General features: G+C 46.8%; 20 protein-coding genes. 13 read left to right on the top strand and 7 right to left on the bottom strand.

The window, feature by feature from the left end; genetic code table 11:
- Positions 1 to 5: 5 nt before the first annotated feature.
- Positions 6 to 566: an AraC family transcriptional regulator gene (locus GGC63_RS35035; RefSeq protein WP_192700812.1), complete on the bottom strand. Its 561-nt coding sequence runs from the start codon at positions 564 to 566 to the stop codon at positions 6 to 8.
- Positions 567 to 985: 419 nt separating this feature from the next.
- Between GGC63_RS35035 and GGC63_RS01395 the strand changes: the two genes are divergently transcribed.
- Both GGC63_RS01395 and GGC63_RS01390 read left to right on the top strand, forming a co-directional pair.
- Positions 986 to 3,241, top strand: coding sequence for a TIM-barrel domain-containing protein (locus GGC63_RS01395; RefSeq protein ID WP_192700811.1), 2,256 nt, complete (start codon positions 986 to 988; stop codon positions 3,239 to 3,241).
- Positions 3,242 to 3,283: 42 nt separating this feature from the next.
- Complete coding sequence (locus GGC63_RS01390; RefSeq protein WP_192700810.1) at positions 3,284 to 4,585, top strand: ABC transporter substrate-binding protein; 1,302 nt, start codon at positions 3,284 to 3,286, stop codon at positions 4,583 to 4,585.
- Positions 4,586 to 4,667: 82 nt separating this feature from the next.
- Here GGC63_RS01390 and GGC63_RS01385 read toward each other — a convergent pair whose 3' ends face one another.
- Positions 4,668 to 5,276 carry a TetR/AcrR family transcriptional regulator gene (locus tag GGC63_RS01385; RefSeq protein WP_192700809.1) on the bottom strand — a complete coding sequence of 203 codons (609 nt, stop codon included), beginning with the start codon at positions 5,274 to 5,276 and terminating at the stop codon, positions 4,668 to 4,670.
- 177 nt (positions 5,277 to 5,453) lie between these two features.
- Here GGC63_RS01385 and GGC63_RS01380 point away from each other — a divergent pair, with 177 nt between their 5' ends.
- Positions 5,454 to 6,464 carry an alpha/beta fold hydrolase gene (locus GGC63_RS01380; RefSeq protein ID WP_192700808.1) on the top strand — a complete coding sequence of 337 codons (1,011 nt, stop codon included), beginning with the start codon at positions 5,454 to 5,456 and terminating at the stop codon, positions 6,462 to 6,464.
- A 197-nt stretch (positions 6,465 to 6,661) separates the two neighbouring features.
- On the opposite strand, the gene GGC63_RS01375 is transcribed toward GGC63_RS01380, so the two are convergent.
- Complete coding sequence (locus tag GGC63_RS01375) at positions 6,662 to 7,246, bottom strand: TetR/AcrR family transcriptional regulator (protein WP_192700807.1); 585 nt, start codon at positions 7,244 to 7,246, stop codon at positions 6,662 to 6,664.
- 229 nt (positions 7,247 to 7,475) lie between these two features.
- Here GGC63_RS01375 and GGC63_RS01370 point away from each other — a divergent pair, with 229 nt between their 5' ends.
- The 5 genes from GGC63_RS01370 to GGC63_RS01350 all read left to right on the top strand — a co-directional run bounded on the left by GGC63_RS01370 (position 7,476) and on the right by GGC63_RS01350 (position 11,347).
- On the top strand, positions 7,476 to 8,507 hold the full coding sequence (locus tag GGC63_RS01370; protein WP_192700806.1) for a zinc-binding alcohol dehydrogenase family protein: 1,032 nt from the start codon (positions 7,476 to 7,478) through the stop codon (positions 8,505 to 8,507).
- A 238-nt stretch (positions 8,508 to 8,745) separates the two neighbouring features.
- A complete protein-coding gene (locus GGC63_RS01365) occupies positions 8,746 to 9,108 on the top strand; it encodes a winged helix-turn-helix transcriptional regulator (protein ID WP_079908824.1) in 363 nt (120 codons plus the stop codon).
- Positions 9,109 to 9,355: 247 nt separating this feature from the next.
- On the top strand, positions 9,356 to 9,796 hold the full coding sequence (locus GGC63_RS01360) for a hypothetical protein (protein WP_192700805.1): 441 nt from the start codon (positions 9,356 to 9,358) through the stop codon (positions 9,794 to 9,796).
- 255 nt (positions 9,797 to 10,051) lie between these two features.
- Positions 10,052 to 10,612, top strand: coding sequence for an NAD(P)H-dependent oxidoreductase (locus GGC63_RS01355; protein WP_192700804.1), 561 nt, complete (start codon positions 10,052 to 10,054; stop codon positions 10,610 to 10,612).
- Positions 10,613 to 10,636: 24 nt separating this feature from the next.
- Entirely contained in the window at positions 10,637 to 11,347 is a 711-nt protein-coding gene (locus GGC63_RS01350; RefSeq protein WP_192700803.1) for an SDR family oxidoreductase, read from the top strand.
- Positions 11,348 to 11,427: 80 nt separating this feature from the next.
- Here GGC63_RS01350 and GGC63_RS01345 read toward each other — a convergent pair whose 3' ends face one another.
- Together GGC63_RS01345 and GGC63_RS01340 are read right to left on the bottom strand one after the other, a co-directional pair.
- Positions 11,428 to 11,721, bottom strand: a complete 294-nt coding sequence (locus GGC63_RS01345; protein WP_192700802.1) for a spore coat protein — start codon at positions 11,719 to 11,721, stop codon at positions 11,428 to 11,430.
- A 23-nt stretch (positions 11,722 to 11,744) separates the two neighbouring features.
- Positions 11,745 to 11,951, bottom strand: a complete 207-nt coding sequence (locus tag GGC63_RS01340; protein ID WP_225947858.1) for a spore coat protein — start codon at positions 11,949 to 11,951, stop codon at positions 11,745 to 11,747.
- A gap of 451 nt (positions 11,952 to 12,402) precedes the next feature.
- Here GGC63_RS01340 and GGC63_RS34250 point away from each other — a divergent pair, with 451 nt between their 5' ends.
- Both GGC63_RS34250 and GGC63_RS34245 read left to right on the top strand, forming a co-directional pair.
- On the top strand, positions 12,403 to 12,876 hold the full coding sequence (locus tag GGC63_RS34250) for a cation diffusion facilitator family transporter (RefSeq protein WP_318780962.1): 474 nt from the start codon (positions 12,403 to 12,405) through the stop codon (positions 12,874 to 12,876).
- Complete coding sequence (locus GGC63_RS34245) at positions 12,851 to 13,177, top strand: cation diffusion facilitator family transporter (protein WP_225947857.1); 327 nt, start codon at positions 12,851 to 12,853, stop codon at positions 13,175 to 13,177. The genes GGC63_RS34250 and GGC63_RS34245 overlap by 26 nt, the downstream gene beginning before the upstream one ends.
- Before the next feature lie 143 nt (positions 13,178 to 13,320).
- Here GGC63_RS34245 and GGC63_RS01330 read toward each other — a convergent pair whose 3' ends face one another.
- On the bottom strand, positions 13,321 to 14,142 hold the full coding sequence (locus tag GGC63_RS01330; RefSeq protein ID WP_192700801.1) for a DUF2935 domain-containing protein: 822 nt from the start codon (positions 14,140 to 14,142) through the stop codon (positions 13,321 to 13,323).
- A gap of 643 nt (positions 14,143 to 14,785) precedes the next feature.
- Entirely contained in the window at positions 14,786 to 15,664 is an 879-nt protein-coding gene (locus GGC63_RS01325) for a sigma-70 family RNA polymerase sigma factor (RefSeq protein ID WP_192700800.1), read from the bottom strand.
- A 443-nt stretch (positions 15,665 to 16,107) separates the two neighbouring features.
- On the opposite strand from GGC63_RS01325, the gene GGC63_RS01320 reads away from it, so the two are divergent.
- From GGC63_RS01320 to GGC63_RS01310, 3 genes are all read left to right on the top strand, one after another.
- Positions 16,108 to 16,662 carry an NADPH-dependent FMN reductase gene (locus GGC63_RS01320; protein ID WP_192700799.1) on the top strand — a complete coding sequence of 185 codons (555 nt, stop codon included), beginning with the start codon at positions 16,108 to 16,110 and terminating at the stop codon, positions 16,660 to 16,662.
- Between the two features lie 21 nt (positions 16,663 to 16,683).
- The gene (locus GGC63_RS01315) at positions 16,684 to 17,034 is read left to right on the top strand and encodes an ester cyclase (protein WP_225947856.1); all 351 of its coding nucleotides are present in this window, start codon (positions 16,684 to 16,686) and stop codon (positions 17,032 to 17,034) included.
- A gap of 89 nt (positions 17,035 to 17,123) precedes the next feature.
- A complete protein-coding gene (locus tag GGC63_RS01310) occupies positions 17,124 to 17,525 on the top strand; it encodes an ester cyclase (RefSeq protein WP_192700798.1) in 402 nt (133 codons plus the stop codon).
- The last annotated feature ends 109 nt before the right edge of the window (positions 17,526 to 17,634 follow it).

Raw genomic sequence — 17,634 nt, 5'->3', positions numbered from 1 at the left:
GAGGCTTAAAAAAGGGTAGCTCGTTTAATATATTCCGAAGGGCTTATGCCCTTATTTTTTTTGAATATGCGGCTGAAATAGAATGGATCGCTGAAGCCCACTTTAGCCGTGACCTCACTAATAGTGCAGCCCTTTTCCAACAAGAACTGGGCTTCGTCAATACGAATCGAATTGAGATACTCTATGGGCGTCATTCCCATGATTCGGCGAAATGATTGGCCGAAATAAGAAGGCGTTAATCCTGCAAGCTCTGATAGAGCGCTGAGCGTGAGCTTTTGATGATAGTGAGTTTCCATATATTTAATGACATGTTGAATCCGCTCTTTGTATTTATGACTTTCTGTATTGAGAGAATAAACTTGAAATAGCTCATCCAGGATTTTCATGAAGTGGCTTCTGCAGGCTAGCATTCTGTGATCTATGCCATTGCCCCAAGCAAGGGAAAGATCCGTGAATAGCCGAACGAAGCGGTCAAAATTATCGGGGACAGTATAGGTATCAAAGGGGAGCTTGGGCACATCGTATGACCTGGTCTGAGATCCTTCAGGAATGACTGCCGTTAGCACGAAGTTCCCTCCCATACACCGGAGATAGTTCGTTCGGGATGTTTCGTAACCAAATTCCTCATTGGTGGGATGATAGACAAGCATCCCGGGCGACAGCCTTGTTTCTTTCCCGTTTGTCCATGCGGCTCCTTCCCCTTCCACAATCAGCATCAAATTGTGAAAATTGCGTTTTCCTACGGGAACGCACCAGGATTTATGGGTATGCCGATCTACAATATGATACAGGGTAGGCACTAAAAATGGATACTCCGGCAATGAATCCATACGATCCTCCGTTCACTTAATTGAGATCATGTAACCTGAACCAAATTATAACAAAGAACGAGAAATTGTACAGGTGACTAAGAAATGCTGCATGTTCAATTCATGAAAACTCAGTAGAATGGAGGCATAACCCCAGAGAGAAGGATGGTATGGTAATGAATTCATCTGTGACCCTCCGTGTAGAGAGCGGAGGCTTCGTGCGAGTTGAAGTTATTGGCGAATGGACATTCCGGATTCAGCTCTCTAGAGACGGGCAATTTAAAGATGCTGCATTATTGAAATATGGCATTGTTCGGGGAAGCTGGCCGAAAGTGCGGTTTGAGCTGCAAGAGACGGGTGACGGATGGCAGATACGAACAAGCGGTGCTCAGCTGTCAGTAAGCAAATACGACGGACGGATCGTATTGAAGGATGCCAAAGGACAGATTCTTCTGCGGGAAGCTGTCCCGGGACAAGCAAACGGCCCGGCTGGCTTAAGGGCAGAATTTGAGCTTAGCGATGAGGAACGATTGTATGGACTTGGAGATGAATCAAGAGAAGGAATTCAAAAGCGCGGCCATAGGGCTAAGATGTGGGTGAAAAATGTAGATTGCTATGCACCGATACCTTATGTGATGAGCAGCAGAGGGTGGGCGTTTTTCTTCAATACGACCTGGAGGCATTTCTTCGATCTAGGTTATACCAACAAAGAGAGATGGAGCGTGTTCGCCAAACGCGGAGAGCTGGATTACTATTTAATCGCCGGGGAGAGCTTGCCCCAGTTAATTAACCGGTTTACGGACATCACAGGAAAACCTCATGTGCTTCCCATTTGGGCATACGGTCTAACCTTTGTATGTAACGAACAGGCGGATGCAAAACAAATGCTGGACGATGCATTGAATTTTCGCAGAGAGGGGATCCCCTGTGACCTGATCGGTTTGGAACCGGGGTGGATGGCGCGGCATTACGATTATTCTACAAAGAAAACATGGCATCCGGAACGTTTTTACATTCCGCCCTGGGCGCCAACGGGGCCTCAAAATTTCACAGGGGCACTTGAACGTCTAGGCTTTAAACTAAGTCTGTGGCTATGCAGCGATTATGATGTGACGCATCATGAGGAAAGGGAGCGTGAAGGAAGCGAGCAAGAGCTTAATCAAGGTGAACCCCTAAATCACCCGGAGGACTTTGAGCAGGATCTTCGCGCCCATACACCGGTCTATATGGATCAGATTACAAACAAAGAAGAGCCTTGGTTTCAACATCTCAAGAAATTCGTCGATCAGGGTGTTTCCGCTTTTAAAATGGATGGGGCCCGTCAAGTGAATGAGCACCCGGACAGGAAATGGGCGAACGGGATGGATGATGAGGAAATGCATAATTTGTACCCAACCATCTTAAATAAGCAGATGCATGAAGGCTACTCGGAGCATGCTGGGCGCAGGTCGATGATCTATAGCTCAGGAGGGTATACAGGAATACAGCAATTTGCCGCAACTTGGGCCGGTGATACGGGCGGTGGTCCCAAGCCGCTGATCTCCTTGTTAAACCATGGTCTGTCAGGCCATTCCAACACCAGCTGTGATATGGACGTATTTACACCGGAGGGGATCCATTTCGGATTTCTTCAGCCATGGTCTCAAGTTAATAGCTGGGCTTATTGGCGCCAGCCCTGGCTCCTTGGGGAGAAATTGCTCCCCATATTCAAAGATTACGCCAGGCTTCGATACAGGCTGATTCCGTATATTTATTCAGCCGCACACAATGCGGCCCTAACGGGGATGCCGATCCTTCGTGCAATGCCGCTCGTATTGAATGAAGAACCCCAAATAGATCATTTAGTAAATCAATATATGTTGGGGGAGCATTTACTAGTCGGTGCATTTACTAATCATATGTATTTGCCGAAAGGGAAATGGTGGGATTTTTGGTCGGGAAGAACCTGGGAAGGCGGGCGAGAGGTCGTTGTCGGATTTCCAGTAAACCGTGGAGGACCGCTGTTGGTTAAGGGGGGAGCGATTATTCCCACATGGTCGGAAAGGGACTACATCGGACAGAAGTCCGAGCAAGAAATACACCTGCAGGTCTATACCGGCGGGAGCAGCAGCTTTGTCTTATACGAAGATGACGGTGTTAGCTATCAATATAAAGAAGGGAAGATAGCCGTAACCGAATTTCTTAGTCAGACCAGAGGCAACGAATTTGTGCTAACCATTGGTGTACGCCGGGGAAGCTATGATGGAATGCCCGCACATCGATCTTATAAGGTATCCATTTTGGCGGAGGCATGCCCGTTGTCCGTTACCATCGATGGAAATCACGCAGGAGGAGAAGCGTGGACCTATGACAAACAAGCAAAGTGTATCCAGATCCAAGACCTCCCGGATTCTCTTGAAGATGCAAGCAGAGAAATCATTATTCGGTTTTAATTAGTAAAGGTACCTACAAAACAAGGAAAGGGTCGATAAGCCATGAAAATAAAAAAGGGTGTTCTGCCGACGCTGCTTGGGATTCTTCTACTTACTGCTTGCACCAGTGGACCGCAATCGCCGACAACGGATGTAGACCCAAGGAACAAAACCGTCCTTGAAAGCGGCGAACCTGCCGAGCTAAGTATTTACTTATGGTCATTATCCCAACAGGAATTTGATTACATTGCCGAGCTAGCTAAAGCCCAGTTCCCCAACTTGACGCTAAAAGCGGTTGCACCTCAAACCAGTGGTAACAGTATAGATGAACTATTAACCCTTGGAACCATGCCTGATATCTTCGTAAACCGCTTCTCCACTGATCTGAAAAAACGGGACCTTCTGGTTGATCTTGAAGACTATATCAAGAAATACCACTATGACACGAATCGCTTGGAGCCTGTTACTCTCGAACTGATGAAGAACGATGCAAACGGAATGGTTGCCGGTATTCCGCTTGATTTTGCAGTGAATGCTCTTCATTACAATAAAGATATCTTTGATAAATTCGGCCTTCCCTATCCTAAAGACGGAATGACATGGGATGAGGTCTATGATCTGGCTAAGCAGCTTACTCGCAATGAGAACGGTACATTGTATCGCGGTTTCAGCGACCGATGGATGGACACATTCTTTGCACAAAACCCATTCGGTTTAAGCTACTTAGCTCCCGATGAAGATAAGGCTGCTGTTAATAACGAGGGCTGGAGGAAGGTCGCCGAGAATTGGAAGCGTTTTTACGCACTTCCCGGGCTTCAATTCGACGCTAAAACGATAAACAAGGAGGAGGACCGAAAGGTATTTCAAAAAGGAGCCTCGGCGATGACGGTGTGGGCAATGAATATGCAGGACTGGAATTTCAATTGGGATGTGGTCAGTATGCCCACCTATGCTGAGAAGGAGGGCATCGGAGCACCTGCAAGCGTCAGATATCTTTATATTACGAAAAGCAGCAAAAACAAGGATGTCGCGTTTCAATTTGCCGCCTGGTTAACCCATGATGAGGTTCAAACCGCGCTAGCCAAAAACAAAGGCTTTCTGACAGTCCTTAAAAATCAGGAGATTCAAAAAGCATACCGCCAAAACGACGAGATTTACCGAGGAAAGCATGTTTCATCCTTCTATTTCAACAAATATCCGGCGGTGGCAGCTGCCAGAAAACCAGGATTGGTCTCGATAGACGCTCAGAGCTTATTTATCAAGGAATTGGAAAAAGCAATTTTACAGGGTACGGATTTGAATACCGTTATGCGCAGTGCCGAGGAATCGATAAACCAGGCTATTCAAACGGAGAAAAGCAAGTAAGCATGTTTTTAATCACGCGAAACGAAGGCAAATCGGTATAGACCGATTGCCTTTATTTCGTTACCGGGCATGGACGGCTCATCTAACGCTCATCTAACTCCTTCACACATAACGATCCCAAGTAATGATCCAGCAGGTGTTCCACTTGCCCGGCAGTGAGTCGTGCCGGCCTCATCATTTGATGTATAGCTAGTCCGTCGACAAGCGCATACAATTTCTCCGTTTCCAGAGCGGCATCCAAGCCCGGCTTGGCCAGATTGTTCGTTTGCAAGCATTCAATTACAAATCTAGAGGCATTGTATAACCCATTCTGCATTTCTTCGCTTACATGCTTAAGCTCCGGGTAAATAAATACCTTGGCGTTAAATAAAAACCAAACCTCCATCTCCATAGTTCTTTCCTCATCCATAGGCAAAAATTGCATGATCAGTTGTTTCAAATCTGGTAAAAACGGTTTCGCAATAATAAGCGATTCGACACGCTCTTGAACGCGTTGAACAAAGATGCTCATGCAAAAGGCAAAGAGCTCAGCCTGTGTGGAAAAGTAGTGCCTCATCGACCCTACCGACAGACCGGCTTCCTTCGCAATATTTCGTACCGTGGCCTGTTCCAGTCCAAATTTCCGAATGACTCTCAGAGCGGCTTGAGCAACACTATGTCTCTGTTTCTCATGATCAACAATTTTAGGCATAATTTTATTATATCAATTTGATTTCACAATACAATGTGTTAAAAAAACTGCATGATGAATTTCAAAAGGATCTATTGCTTCATGAGTAATAGCTCAACATTTCTTTTTATAGTACATTGTGCTATAATAACTTTGTTTATTAATACAATGTACTAAAAAGAGAGGAATCATACTTCAATGAATCGTAGGGCTAGACAAAAGAAAACATCAAAGTGGAAAAGATTATCGCTCGGTGTAGTCACTGCCGTTATCGTCCTGGCAGGATCCGGGATGATTTACGAACGGGTGGCGTCAACAGAGGCAAAGAAGAGCTTTCCTCCACCTGGCAAATTAGTAGATGTTGGCGGGCATAGACTACATCTCAAAAAACAAGGAAGCGGATCTCCGACAATCATTCTTGAAGCAGGAAGCGGAGAAACGAGCCTATCCTGGAGAAATATCCCTGAGCGACTGGCAGAGAATGCTGCCGTTGTTGCCTATGATCGCGCCGGCTATGCTTGGAGCGAGAGCGCAAGTACGGAACGAACGGGAGCAAACATCGTACAAGAGCTGCACGCTGCTTTGGAAAAAGAGGGAGTTGGCGGGCCTTATCTGCTCGTCGGTCATTCATTGGGGGGGCTATATGCAAGATTGTTTGCACAGACATATTCCAATGAAGTCATGGGCTTAGTACTTATCGACGCCAGACCCGAAAACGATGAGAGAGAAACCAAACCTATTCTCGAAAAAGAGAATTTTGCTAAAACGCCGCCTGCATCGATTTTAAAGCTTCTTAAACTGTCAGGAGGCTTCCGGTTATTCCAGAATTATTTGTTGGAAGGGCTGGTTTCGGAAGCCGACCGAGGACAGTTCCTCGATGTTATAGCGACGCCTAGCTATTTTGAAGCTAAGGAACAAGAAGGGAATTTGGCGCAATCTACGGAGGATGCAGTCCGGGGACAAACCTTGGGATCGCTCCCGGTAAGGGTCATTGCCAGAGGACTTCCTCAGAATTATACTGCGTTCGGGATTTCAGAAGACGGGGGCAAGCGGCTGGAGGAGATATGGCAGGCGGGCCAGAGAAATATGCTGAACATTTCAACCAACAGCGAGCTTATCGTGGCAAAGAACAGCGGTCATATGGTCATTCACGACGAGCCCGATCTGGTTATAGAAACGATACGTAATTTGTTACAGCAAAATCAATAGCAGCCTGGTTGTTGAAAAAACTATTTAGTGAAAAAATGCGAAAGGTGATAGGCGGGGTATTCCTTGTAGGAGCGACCGGAGGGGGATACCCCACCGGTTACCAAAGTATGTCCACGATATTGAACATTCCGGTAATGGCAATATTCAATGAAATTCCTTACATGATGGAAATGATCATTCTAATTTATCCCCTCAAATTAGCTACCCTTCTCTAACAAGCTCAGCGACATCGCCGCGATGCGTTCCAGCTTCTCTTTTGGTGCGGTAGTTCGCGCCAAGACCCGCAGTCCGACTAACGAGTTATGAAGGAATTCGGCGTATAGCTTCGCCTCCTGCTGCGTATTAAATTCACCGTCCTGTTGTCCGCGGGCGATAATGCCTTCGAGCAAGTGCTCCAACTTCGCAAATCCTTGCTGTGTCTTCGCGTCAATTTCCGGATCGCGTGCTGCAAGCTCGACTGCCGAATTGACGATCATGCACCCGGGCGGCGCGTCCTCCTGACCGTAGATCATGAAGTCGAAGATGAAACGCAGTGCCCCCCTTGCCGTTTCGGAGCGGTCCACTCCGCTTTTTAGCCAGGTGTCGACCCGATTGTCGAAACGCTCTACGGCCTTCAAAAACAACGTCCGTTTGTCGGAAAACGTGTCGTAGAGGCTTCTGCGGTGAATGCCCATGTTTTCGACCAGATCTTGCATGGACGTCTTCTCGTACCCTTGCTCCCAGAACAGCTTCATGGCTTTCTCCAATACAGCGTTCTCTTCGAATTGTTTGCTTCTTGCCATGTTCTTCTTGCCTCCTGAACGCAATATAACATATTGAGAACGAAAGGTAAAGAAAGGTTTTTTTATTGCTACAGAGGGTCTAAGTCTTTCTGTAAGACATGTTTAAAAGCAGTAACAGTATAAATATTGATACTATATAACAGGAATGTGCGTACTTTTTAAAACATGGTGTATAAACTATACTTCGTTCATAACCAATTCAACAAAACATTTGAAGGAGAGATGTAAAATGGCAGCAGAAAAAATGAAAGCAGTAGGTCTTTACAAGTATTTGCCTATTGAAAATCCGGATAGTCTGATCGATGTGGAGCTGGATATGCCAAGTCCGGCAGGAAAGGATCTTCTCGTGAAGGTAAAGGCAATCTCCGTAAATCCTGTCGATTACAAGGTCCGGTCGCCCAAAGAGCGTGAGGAGACTGTACCGAGGGTGTTGGGTTGGGATGTTGCGGGCGTGGTCGAACAGGTGGGCCCCGACTGCTCCTTGTTCCGCCCTGGCGATGAAGTCTTCTATGCCGGCAGCATTACGCGTCCCGGGGGGAATAGCGAGTTTCACCTGGTGGATGAACGCATCGTTGGAAGGAAGCCTTCCAGACTCGATTTTGCACATGCGGCGGCTTTGCCTTTAACATCGATTACGGCTTGGGAAAGCTTGTACGACCGGCTGGGAATTTCACCAAATAAAGCTGATAACGCCGGCAGGACTATCTTGATTATTGGAGCAGCAGGGGGCGTAGGCTCGATTGCCACGCAATTAGCGAAATATTCGGGATTGACTGTCATCGGTACGGCTTCCCGCCCTGAATCGGCCGAATGGGCTAAGGAACTTGGAGCGGATTACGTTATTAACCATTTTGAGGCGTTCGTGCCGCAACTAAAGGCTGTCGGATTCGATCAAGTTGACTATATTCTCTGCTTGAACAGCACGGAAAAGCATTGGACGAACATGGCCGAAGCGATTGCACCACAAGGCAAAATTTGCTCAATCGTTGAGACCGATGAATTATTAAATCTGACATTGCTGAAAAACAAGAGTGTCACGTTCGTGTGGGAATTGATGTTTACCCGTTCCATGTACCAAACCCCGGATATGATCGAACAGCACAAGCTGTTGAATGAAGTCGCGCGTCTCGTGGACGAAGGAGTGCTTCGGACTACCACAAACGTAACGCTGACGCCGATAAATGCCGAGAACCTGCGAAAAGCGCATGCCATGCTGGAAACGGGTCGAACCGTCGGAAAAGTGGTTTTGGAAGGTTTTTAACTTTATAGAAGCGAGTCGGTTAATCGCATGCCGCAGCCTCAAGCGCAATTTACTTAATCCAGAGTCATTTTGTGACTGGTACGGGTTTGGATTTGGAAACGGACATCATCGAATCCATCACAAGGAGCTCCTCATGATTGGAAAATCTTCTTTTCCCTTGGCATCCACGGCGAATTTATTTATATTGAACATAAGTGTTGGGATGAGCAGGAAACCTGGATTGAGGAGCTGAGTATACATGCGAGACCGTAAAAGCGGGTACGGGCATTGTCCAAATGACGAGGGCTGCCCGGTTGAATTCACTTTGGATGTTATTGGGGGGAAATGGAAAGGGGTATTGCTTTATCATCTGATGGAAGGACCCAAGCGCTTTAATGAATTTCGTCGAATTTGTCCGACCATTACCCAACGGATGCTTACGCTGCAGCTTAGAGAGCTGGAGGAAGACGGAGTCGTACACCGGGAAGTGTATCACCAGGTACCGCCCAAGGTAGAATATTCCCTAACGGCATTCGGGGAAACATTGACTCCGATTATTGCCGCTATGAAGGAATGGGGGAACAACTACAAGAGGACCATTCGCAATCCTATGGAAAAATAATGAGTTGTGGATTGTACCGCGGCCCGGGAACGGTGTTCCAATTCTTGGCACGTGGGAGTCATGATGGCTGGGTGATTTGAAAAAAGCATAAGAGAATGATCGGTAAAAAAATAATTCTTTACCGATCGTTCCCAATATGTTACGATACTTTTCGAAAAGAAGGAAACGAATAAATCATCTTCAAAATAGAATGATCATTCTCAAATTGAAAAACCAGCTGTTACCAGATGAAAGGAGATGGAATGAAATGAGTTATTTTGAATCGGCACACGGGGTAGTAAGCTGGAGTGATGATCTGCAGAGCGTGATCATGGAATGGAGAGGCTTCGCTTACGGTCAGGAGTTTCAAACCATTTTTCTCAAGGGAGCGGAGCTTCTGCAAATAAAGAACGGCAGCAAAGTGTTGATGGATATCCGTCACGGCTCGGCCATCAAGGCGGAGGACAAACTTTGGATTGGGGAGATCTTCATCGAGCGTGCCTACGAAAGCGGCCTACGCCATCTTGCAATGGTTCAGCCGGAGAGCGTGATAGCCAAGCTGAGCGTCAATCGAACCGTAGAAGGTCTCAGCTCGCTGCCTTACCAGCAAGAAAGCTTCACCGATTGGGACGAAGCCGTGCTATGGCTCTCGAATCAGCCGCATCAGCAAGCAGCACTACCGGTTGAACGTGCGGAGCGAACAGCCTAATCTTTAACGTTCTAATTGGAGAACGGTCGTTCTAATAGAATGATGGTGTTCTCTAGGCCAGACAAATGATCATAGACCCATCTTTACATAGATCCGATGCAGGCGGTAAAACTAATCTGACGTTTCCGCACTGCTTGATAACGGACCTGCAGGCAGATTCCTGCTTCCGGATCATTATTACTAACATAATAACCGCTGCTTCTTTTTTAGAATGATCATTCTCATAAATGAAGCACTTGATAAGGAGCGATTTCCATGAAAACTTTAATTATCGTTGCACATCCTCATATGCAGAGTTCCCGAATCAACCGGTTTTGGACAGAAACCATGAAGCAGCAAAAGGATACGACCGTTCACGAGCTGTATGACACGTATCCGGATCACAATATCGATGTCGCGCATGAACAGCAGCTCTTGGACAGCCATGACCGCATCATTTTCCAATACCCACTCTATTGGTACAGTACACCTCCTCTGCTCAAGCAATGGTTTGATGAAGTCTTGGCTTATGGCTGGGCTTTCGGTCCGGGAGGGGAGCACTTAAAGGGCAAAGAAATTGGCATAGCCATCTCCACAGCAGGCACTGCAGCCTCTTATCAGCCGGGCGGATACAATTTGTTCACCATACGGGATATCGCCAAACCAATGGAGGCACTTGCCAATTATGTAAGCGCCCATTACCTTCCGCCGTTTGCATTACATAATGCACATCACTTGACGGATGAGCAGATCGCTTCCAGTGGGGCTGCTTATGTAAAGCACTTAGCATCTGTGCAGCATGTTCAATCGAGCGAACCCATCGTCATATTAAACTAATCTAAAACTAGGAGGACAATGTCCATGACTAAGAAAATTGCATTGATCACAGGAGCAAGCAAAGGACTTGGATTCGAGATTGCCAGACAACTGGGCCAGCAAGGCATCACGGTATTAGTAACAGCAAGGACACAAGACGCAGCTGATGAGGCTGCAGTTCAATTACAGGGTGAGGGCATTCAAGCCGTCGGTCTTCAGCTTGAGGTAACGAACGCGGAACATATCGCTGAAACGGTACGGTTTATCGAGAAGGAATATGGACGGCTGGATATTCTGGTGAACAATGCGGGAATTTGGGTGGAAAAGCCAGGCTACGAAGGGGATGCATTCCGAGATACGTTTGAAGTCAACACCTTCGCCCCTTACTTGATCACAGAGGCATTGCTGCCTCTGCTGCTAAAAAGCGATGCCGGACGGATTGTCAACCAGAGCAGTGCACTCGGATCGATACAAATGCTGCTAACGAATGAACTGGCTCAGCGCATCGCCACTCCTGCCTACTCGGCCTCCAAGGCGGCTTTAAACATGCTTACAGCCTACTGGGCGCAAAAATACAAGGCGACCAAGCTGAAAATCAATTCTGTACACCCGGGCTTGGTAAAAACGCGAATAGGCGGCGATAAGGCGGAGCTGTCCGTAGAGGAGGGAGCGAAGACTGCTGTTCGTTTAGCTGTATTGCCGGAAGACGGGCCAACGGGCGGTTTCTACTACATGGAGGAGCAGCTTCCTTGGTAAAAATATTTTAGGATCTAGCCTGTTGACGATCCACATAGTAAAGAACAGCCGCTTTTAAAAGAAAGAGGCTGTTCTTTAATCTAACTCAAGCTTAACGCGGTTTGAGCATTTTGAATATCCAATTGGATTTGCTGCTTCACCTGAGTAGGGTGATAGAATCCATTTTGAATCATATAATTGGATATTTGCTCATGCGCCATAATTGCATGATCCAATTGTTTACGAAGAATTTGTCTTACTTCCGGAGTACTTGTCTCGGAAAGAGCAGCAGCATAAGACTTAATGCCGCTTTTTGCTGAAATCAGCATGTCATTGGCTATTACTTGATCCGTCATTTGACCCATTCCAGCCATATTTTGGACAAGTGTATTCATTCCATTCTTCCTCACTTTCTATTTTAAACTTTAGCCAGCACATTTTGAAGCTCTTGGATATCCTGTTTAGATTGAGTAATATCCTGAACAATGATGTTCTTTAAGTTGGGATCCTGAACTAAATTTTGCATCGCAGCGGACTTAGTTAAACATACATTTTTAAAGGACAAGATTTCATGCAGCTCCAAAATCTCGTGGGTTCCCAAATTTCCTGCAATGGGGCTATTCAATGACCTCACCTCCTTATATTGACTCTAATACTGTATACGTAGTACCTTGGAATTAATCTTCCAAAATAATCCAGAATCGTGAAGGCTGAATTTAACAGAAAAATGGATGGAATATGTATAGATGACCTGCTGCAGATAGTCGATGATGGGTTCGATACGCCGGAATGCTGATGATCTTGGGCCGATGAATAAGCAAGCTGCAGCTCAATTGCTAGCCGCGAATATAATCGAAGGCATCACTGAATTGACGCTTGCTCCGCAAGAGCCTCCGTACATGACCTAAACGTGGTTTTTCTGAAGCGATTGCTTTAATTTTAGAAATTTATCATGAACAAGAAAGCCCCCAGGGCTCGTGCCTTTTTTGTCGGATGACAAGAATATAGTCCGATTAAATACCGCGTAGATTTTAACTGGTCTAAAACTAATTATAGGTCTTATATTCAATAGCCAAGTGTTAATAGTAGACGGTGTTCATAATGCAGGGGATGTGATTGCAACAATGGCTGCTTTAGGCTCAGCGAAGGTTGCACAAAAGCCTGCTGATGATGACCATCCGTACGGACATGGTAAGAGTGAACTTATCGGTTCTGCTATGGTAGCTATTATTATGGCTCTTGCTGCCATTTATATTGCGTATCATTCTATTGAATCTTTTTTTCATACAGCAACCGAAGCAAGCTTCGTTGCATTAATTGCTGCATTCATCTCGTTAGTTTGGAAACAATGGTTGTACATTTACTGCATAAAACTTGGTAAAAAGACAAATAGCAAGAGTCTTGAAGCAACGGCTTACGATCACCTGGCGGATGTGTATGCTTCCATCGCGGCAGTTGTTGGGATTACAGCCTCTATCGTTGGAGACAAGTACAATATTGGATTCTTAAGTTATGGAGACGCGGTTGCCGGTATTGTTGTTGCATATTGATGTGTTGATGGAAAAGACAATTTCACCGGAAAAGTTAAAAGAGTATGAAGAGCTTGTTTTTTCTGTTCCGGAAGTAAAACGTATCGACCGACTACGTGCGCGAGCATTTGGACAATACGTGATGATTGATGTTCGAGTTGGGATACCGGCTCGATTGAGTGTCCAAGAAGGGCATGATATTTCGAGGAAAATCAAACAAATTATCATGGAGCAACACAACGATGTTGAAGAAGTACTAATTCACTTGAACCCTTGGTACGAAGAAAATAATAATGAACCTATGTGTTTAGATCAAATTTGAGATAATGAAGAATTATTACCTAATAAAGAATAAATAGGGCGAGGCTTCCGAGGTGACCGGGAGCCTCGTTATGTGCTGATGTCTATTATTGGAAGATTATAATTTCTAGGATTAGCCCCAATGACCATGAACAGTATTGTAATTCATAAATGCCAAGAGTCTGGATCTATGGTTCTATTACTTGTTAAATATTGCTCAAACATATCTATGATCGCTAAAAATCGCTCTGCTTCACGATAAACATGGTCAGCTAAAAGGGGATGAATGATGCTCTTGATACGACAAGCATCAATTAAATCACGAGCAGTCTTTTTAAAGTCACGGAGACTGACTACAGATACGCGATTTTGGTCCAAGAATTGACTAAGTAACGGTTGTGTTTGAGATTGGGGACGCATGGAGCTTAAATCTTGAGCTTGCCAGAGCAATTGGTCAAAATCATGGCTAAATTCATTTGCTTGATCAACTAATTTGCGCTCCGATGGGTCAAGGAGATGACTTATAAACTTAGCATGGTCAGCCATTATTTTCAAAAAGAAAACATTTTCGTCGATAATAGCATCGGGAAGTGGTTCTAATTGGCCATTATTAAGTTCTGAGAGTCGATTTCTAAAATAATTAGCTTCTCGGCTAATGTGATCAACTAAAAGGGGGAAGTTATTTGCCCCAGGAAGTTTACAAGTTAGAATTAACCCCAATACTTTTCGTTTAAAGACCCAAATATGTGAAGCAGCATTGCGTACTTCCGAGTTAAAAGCCCTAATAAGTTGTGGATCAGTTGCAATAGAATATGAATTCGCTCTCGTCTCAATCTGTTCGAAAATTGAATAAAAACCATTTGCTTCCTGAATTAATTGTGTGTCTTCACATCGAAAACCAAGCCTAAGAAATAAGGAGTGCTCTTTCATTATTCGTGACCAAAATCGAATTTCATCGAGGGAACGTGTAACAAAAGCATCCGCCATGGACCCAGCCTCCTTATTAAGGTTCTTTTTATATTCATATGTGACAATACTGCTACAAGAACATAAAAAATCCAAATTCCCAATCGCTTAGGAATTTGGATTTATAATCGGATTTCAATGTAACTTAATGGTGCGGACTTTCATTCTTTTTTTCAATGTATGATGTCCCTGACAATTTATCGTTGTAAGGGGCATTCATGGAGCAGTTAGCTCCTGTGATTGATAGTGATTTCTCATGTTGGTATTTACTGCAGCGAAACCCGCCACAGCGGAAGCCAATGTATGGAACATATCCGTATTTGTTACTGAGTCATGTGCCCACTTTATGGGCATTTGTACCAACACAAGTTATCAGCACTTGGTAATAGGGGAAAAATTATGAGATTAGTTAGTCTTTATTCTCACGAAGTTGAGAAATAAAAAAGTTGGCTCCTGAATTTATGACCATCTATGCTGAAAATCAGAAACGGAGTAACGTACTTGTTATTGGAAGTTACTTGCGCGGCTCTATTAATTTGAACAATTCGGAATATATTCTTGTCATTTATCGGAACAAATTCTTGTCATCCGACATTTTTCGACGACACAAACCTTGGAGGCTTTCTTGTTGCTTGAAGGATCAAATGCCGTGCACCGGGAACAGTTAGTCGCCGGCGCTCAGAACGGCCAGATCCATCTGACCGATTTGCTCCTTGTCGGAGATGATATGGAACCTGGTGATTTTGCCGTCTGCGATCGCCACCTTGATTACGAACAGCAGCTCGCCGCGCGGAGCAACCACAATGCCCACGGCTCCGTCGATGAGCATCGGACGAGCGGCCCGTGCTCCTCCTGCGACCACCTGCCCCGATACGGCCTGCACGCCGCGTATCACTCTTGCTGCGCCGTCCACACCCCGGTCGTCCTGCAGCACGACGTTCGGGTCGAGCACCTTGAGCAGCGCTTCGAAATTGCCAGCGCGAGTCGCCGCGAGGAAGGCGTCGACCAGTTCCCGCTGACGCGCCAGATCGGGGCGTTGGTCCGTCCCCGTCCCCTGCACCCGTCTTCGCGCACGGCTGGCCAGCTGCCTTGCCGCCTCCTTGGAACGCCCGACGATCGGGGCGATCTCCTCGAAAGGCAGCGCGAACACATCATGCAGCACGAACGCGATCCGTTCGGCCGGATTCAAGCTGCCAAGCACGACGAGCATGGCGAGTCCGACGGAGTCGGCCAGCAGCGCCTCTTGCTCGGGATCGCTCCCGTCTCCGCGGCTTGAGCCGGGCTCGGACGCGTACGTCGCGAGAGGCTCCTCGCACCTTGATTTGCGCGAGCGAAGCATGTCAAGGCATACCCGCGAGACGACGGTCGTCAGCCAGCCGCCAATATTCTCGATGCCGCTCGTGTCAGAGCGGCTGAGGCGGAACCAAGACTCCTGAACGGCGTCGTCCGCCTCACTAAGCGACCCCAGCATCCGGTAAGCTACTGCCTGAAGGTGATTCCGGTGCGCCTCGAATTGCTCCGCCAACCATTCCTGTGTCTCCATTCGATCTTCCCATTCCTCTCTATTTATTACCACATCAGAATGTTTAAGTTCATTGCAGCGCTAATGTGGGTAGGAGCCGCATTCTGATTGGCGATAAAAACTAGCTTTGAACGTGGTCGAACATCCATGAAAGGACAACGATAAACGTTGATCTCATAATAATGACGTATAAGACCCGATGAATGTGACCAAAAGTCTTAACCAGCGGGCCGTTCTCCGGCCGCCAAATTTTTTTACTCGGATCGGTCACATCTTCGGAATGCGCTCCGTCAATGTAGTGAACAACGAAAACGGCGGGCAGCGAGGGGAGACCGGCCGGCTCCCGAACGCTCCGACGGTTCGTTTCCCGATTCCATCTTCTGATTATTTCGCACGAAAGCGATAGCTGCGTTGGAGTGCCTGGATAATGAAACAACAATACCATAGTGAAAGGTGATATGAAAATGAAAATAACGATGATAGCAGGAAGCAACCGGGAAGGTGCGGCGAGCACGATGCTTCTCCGATATATCGAACGTCAGTTGAAAGCGAATGGTATTTCTGTTTCATTCATAGATCTGCACAAGCTGCCTTTGCCTCTGTTTTCGCCTCAATCAGGGGAGCTTCACCCGAATGCCGGTATGGTAGTGGGGGAGGTTATCAGTGCAGACGGTTTGGTTCTGGCGACGCCGGAATATCATGGGTCGATCTCGGGGGCGCTCAAGAATGCTCTGGATTATCTTCAGCCTAGTCAGGTTGCAGGAAAGACAGTGCTTGCCGTCAGCTCCGCCGGCGGTCCGGTGGGAGTCGGCTCGCTGCTGCATTTGCAAAGCATTGTGCGCAATTTGCACGGCGTCAATAACCCGGAATGGATTTCCACAGGAGGCGGCTACCTCAGCTGCGATGCCGACGGTACCCCACTCGATGAAGACCTGAAGGCGAGGATCCAATCCGCAGTCACGTCGTTCATACGGCTGACCCGGGCGATTGCCCCTGGCATCACAGCGGCTCAAGGATAACCATATAAAGGAGATGAAAGAATGATGCAAACGATCGAACAGAAAAATACGGAAACGGCTGTCGCGTTCATTGAGGAGCTGGGAAAACGGGGCGATCTGGAGCATACGGAGCAATTTTTTGCGGGGCAAATGATGGAGGCCTTTACGAATCGTCGCTGGACGGTTGAGGAAACGCTGGCCCAAGGGGAGAAGGTAACGGCCCGGGTGATTATTACAGGTACACATTCTGGGATGTTTGCAGGCCATGCCCCTACCGGCAAGCAGGTGAGAACCGCGCAGTTTCACGAGCTTCGTGTCGTCGATGGCAGCGTTGTTCATCACCGCCCCTGGTTCGACACGGGGACGCTGCTGCCCCAGTTGAAGGCCGAATAGCTTGCCGTTCGCATAACAAAATGTCCTTACTAGAGCAGAACGAAAACCGGTTGATTTTCCAGAACTTTAATTAAAGGAGATGCTGAACGTTGAAATCGGTAGAACAGCAAAATATCGAGACGGTGACCGCGTTTATCAAGGATTTTTGGAACGAGAGTGATTTTGACTGCATAGATCGGTTTTTGTCTGAGGATTATCAGGAGCTTGCCTACGGGTCCCGGGAAGGGCTGAAGCAGTTTGCCGGCAAAATATTGGAGGCTTTTCCGGACAAACGCTACACGGTGGAAGATATCATAGCTCAAGGGGAGAAGGTTCTCGTGAGAATGACAGTGAGGGGCACGCATGAAGGGGTGTTTTTCGGAACGCCGCCTACCGGTCATTCGATCGATGTCACGTTGTACCGCCAATACCGGCTGGCAGAAGGCAAAATCACCGAGCACCGCGGCTGGATCGATATGGTGACCATGTGGAGTCAAATTAAGGGCGCATAGCCCGCGGTTAAGGTCAGGAATCCTCAAAGCAAGAGGGTCCTGGCTTTTTTGCTGCCGCAAAACGGAGCTTAATTGTTTATTGGCGTTACTAGTAAGCAACCGCAACATA

It is taken from the genome of Paenibacillus sp. OAS669, assembly GCF_014873645.1.
Lineage (GTDB): Bacteria > Bacillota > Bacilli > Paenibacillales > NBRC-103111 > Paenibacillus_S > Paenibacillus_S vulneris.
The sequence above is the reverse complement of the archived record's forward strand: the minus strand, read 5'-3'. Positions and strand labels throughout refer to the sequence as shown.

Excerpts from the sequence above, each read along its gene's own strand:
- GGC63_RS01370 (WP_192700806.1), top strand. The coding sequence starts at position 7,476 with ATGGCAGCAGAAAAAATGAAAGCAGTAGGTCTTTACAAGTATTTGCCT.
- GGC63_RS01320 (WP_192700799.1), top strand. The coding sequence starts at position 16,108 with ATGAAAATAACGATGATAGCAGGAAGCAACCGGGAAGGTGCGGCGAGC.
- GGC63_RS01350 (WP_192700803.1), top strand. The coding sequence starts at position 10,637 with ATGACTAAGAAAATTGCATTGATCACAGGAGCAAGCAAAGGACTTGGA.
- GGC63_RS01365 (WP_079908824.1), top strand. The coding sequence starts at position 8,746 with ATGCGAGACCGTAAAAGCGGGTACGGGCATTGTCCAAATGACGAGGGC.
- GGC63_RS01345 (WP_192700802.1), bottom strand. The coding sequence starts at position 11,721 with ATGAATACACTTGTCCAAAATATGGCTGGAATGGGTCAAATGACGGAT.
- GGC63_RS01385 (WP_192700809.1), bottom strand. The coding sequence starts at position 5,276 with ATGCCTAAAATTGTTGATCATGAGAAACAGAGACATAGTGTTGCTCAA.
- GGC63_RS01380 (WP_192700808.1), top strand. The coding sequence starts at position 5,454 with ATGAATCGTAGGGCTAGACAAAAGAAAACATCAAAGTGGAAAAGATTA.
- GGC63_RS01325 (WP_192700800.1), bottom strand. The coding sequence starts at position 15,664 with ATGGAGACACAGGAATGGTTGGCGGAGCAATTCGAGGCGCACCGGAAT.
- GGC63_RS01390 (WP_192700810.1), top strand. The coding sequence starts at position 3,284 with ATGAAAATAAAAAAGGGTGTTCTGCCGACGCTGCTTGGGATTCTTCTA.
- GGC63_RS01360 (WP_192700805.1), top strand. The coding sequence starts at position 9,356 with ATGAGTTATTTTGAATCGGCACACGGGGTAGTAAGCTGGAGTGATGAT.
- GGC63_RS01330 (WP_192700801.1), bottom strand. The coding sequence starts at position 14,142 with ATGGCGGATGCTTTTGTTACACGTTCCCTCGATGAAATTCGATTTTGG.
- GGC63_RS01395 (WP_192700811.1), top strand. The coding sequence starts at position 986 with ATGAATTCATCTGTGACCCTCCGTGTAGAGAGCGGAGGCTTCGTGCGA.
- GGC63_RS01355 (WP_192700804.1), top strand. The coding sequence starts at position 10,052 with ATGAAAACTTTAATTATCGTTGCACATCCTCATATGCAGAGTTCCCGA.
- GGC63_RS01315 (WP_225947856.1), top strand. The coding sequence starts at position 16,684 with ATGATGCAAACGATCGAACAGAAAAATACGGAAACGGCTGTCGCGTTC.
- GGC63_RS01375 (WP_192700807.1), bottom strand. The coding sequence starts at position 7,246 with ATGGCAAGAAGCAAACAATTCGAAGAGAACGCTGTATTGGAGAAAGCC.